The organism is Nitrosophilus sp., assembly GCF_982775275.1.
The window spans coordinates 1-2,083 of record NZ_CEXZHP010000242.1 but is presented as its reverse complement, the minus strand read 5'-3'; the positions used below and the strand labels follow the sequence as shown (position 1 = coordinate 2,083).

Sequence of the window (2,083 nt, the reverse complement as noted above, 5' to 3'; positions counted from 1 at the left end):
TAAAGATCTAAAATATGTGATACTTAGATATTTTAACGTTGCCGGTGCTGATATGGGCAAAAAGATAGGACAATCAACAAAAGACGCCACCCATCTTATAAAGGTAGCCGCACAAACCGCCGCAAAAAAAAGAGAAAAAATGTATATTTTCGGGGACGACTATCCAACAAAAGATGGCACATGTATAAGAGACTATATTCATGTTGATGATTTGGCCGATGCTCATATAAAGTCGTTGGAATATTTGGAAAATAACCAAAGCGATCTGTTTAACTGCGGGTACGGTAAGGGTTATAGCGTAAGAGAGGTTATAGAGACTATGAAAGAGGTAAGCGGCGAAGAGTTTGAAGTCCATATCGCGCCAAGAAGAGAGGGTGATCCAGCAAAGCTAATAGCAAATAGCCAAAAAATTCAAAGCAAAATGGGATGGAGCCCAAAATATAACGATATAAAACTAATATGCAAAAGTGCTTTTGAGTGGGAAAAATTTTTACAATAAGTAGGGAAGTTTATGCAAAATGAAATGTTAAAAGATATAAAGCTGTGTATTATTGGTTTGGGTTATGTGGGGCTTCCTTTGGCCGTTGAGTTTGCAAAAAAATATAAAACGATAGGTTTTGATATAAACAAAAAAAGGATTGATGAGTTAAAAGAAGCAATTGATATCACTTTAGAAGTTAGCAGTGATGAGCTAAAAGAGGTTTTACCAAAATTTAACTCAAAACTCAAAACTCAACACTCAAAACTAATTTTAACAACTTCTATAGATGATTTAAAAGAAGCAAATATTTACATAGTTACGGTTCCAACACCTATAGATTCGCACAAAAACCCGGACTTAACACCTCTTATTATGGCTTCAAGAACCGTTGGTAGAGTTTTGAAAAAAGATGATATCGTTATATACGAGTCAACAGTTTATCCCGGATGCACCGAAGAGGTGTGTGTGCCTGAGCTTGAAAAAGAGAGCGGCTTAAAATATAACAAAGACTTTTTTTGCGGTTACTCTCCAGAGAGGATAAATCCCGGAGATAAAAAACATAGACTGCCAAATATAAAAAAAGTTACAAGTGGTTCAACTCCTAAGATTGCTAAAAAGATAGATGAGTTATACAAAAGTATCATAATAGCGGGCACTCATCTTGCATCTTCTATCAAAGTAGCTGAAGCCGCAAAAGTCATAGAAAACGCCCAAAGAGATATAAATATAGCTTTTGTTAACGAACTTGCGCTTATTTTTGACAAACTTGGTATCGATACTTTGGATGTTTTAGAAGCTGCCGGAACAAAGTGGAACTTTTTGCCTTTTAGACCGGGGTTAGTAGGTGGGCATTGTATCGGCGTTGATCCATACTATCTAACATATAAGGCAAAAGAGATAGGTTATCACCCGGAAGTTATTTTGGCCGGTAGAAGAATAAACGACAATATGGGCGTATATGTGGCAAACAAAGTTGTTAAGCTTATGATCCATAAAGGCCACACCATAAAGGGCAGCAAAGTATTGGTTCTTGGCATAACATTTAAGGAAAATTGTCCAGATATCAGAAATTCACGTGTGATAGATGTTATAAACGAACTAAAAGAGTTTGGATGTAACGTAGATGTTTATGACCCTTGGGCTGATCCAAAGGAAGTAAAAAAAGAATATGATATTGACTTACTTCAAACTTCAAACTTACAACTTGAAACTTACGACTCTGTTATCTTAGCCATTGCACATGATGAGTTTAAAGAGTTAAATAAAAAACTTCAAACTTCAAACTTGCAGCTTCAAACCGTTATATACGATATAAAAGGGATTTTAGATAAAAAATTAGTGGATGGGAGACTTTAAGTGATCATGATAGAAAAAAAGCGTTTAACACATTTAAAACAGTTGGAAGCTGAGAGTATATATATATTGAGAGAAGTAGCAGCTAATTTTAGTAATCCTGTTATGATGTATAGCATAGGAAAAGATAGTTCTGTTATGCTGCATTTAGCGATGAAAGCATTTTATCCTGCAAAACCACCTTTTCCGCTTTTACATGTAGATACTTTATGGAAATTTAAAGAGATGATAGAGTTTCGGAATAGACGA

3 protein-coding genes are annotated in these 2,083 nt (G+C 35.2%); all 3 read left to right on the top strand.

The genetic code is table 11. From position 1 onward, the window contains the following. The coding region (locus tag AC30RD_RS08785) for an NAD-dependent epimerase/dehydratase family protein (RefSeq protein ID WP_489494131.1) at window positions 1-499 on the top strand (499 nt) is incomplete at its 5' end. Window positions 500-511: 12 nt separating this feature from the next. Next, window positions 512-1,837, top strand: a complete 1,326-nt coding sequence (tviB, locus tag AC30RD_RS08780; protein WP_489494130.1) for a Vi polysaccharide biosynthesis UDP-N-acetylglucosamine C-6 dehydrogenase TviB — start codon at window positions 512-514, stop codon at window positions 1,835-1,837. 6 nt (window positions 1,838-1,843) lie between these two features. Next, the coding region (locus AC30RD_RS08775; RefSeq protein ID WP_489494128.1) for a phosphoadenosine phosphosulfate reductase domain-containing protein at window positions 1,844-2,083 on the top strand (240 nt) is incomplete at its 3' end.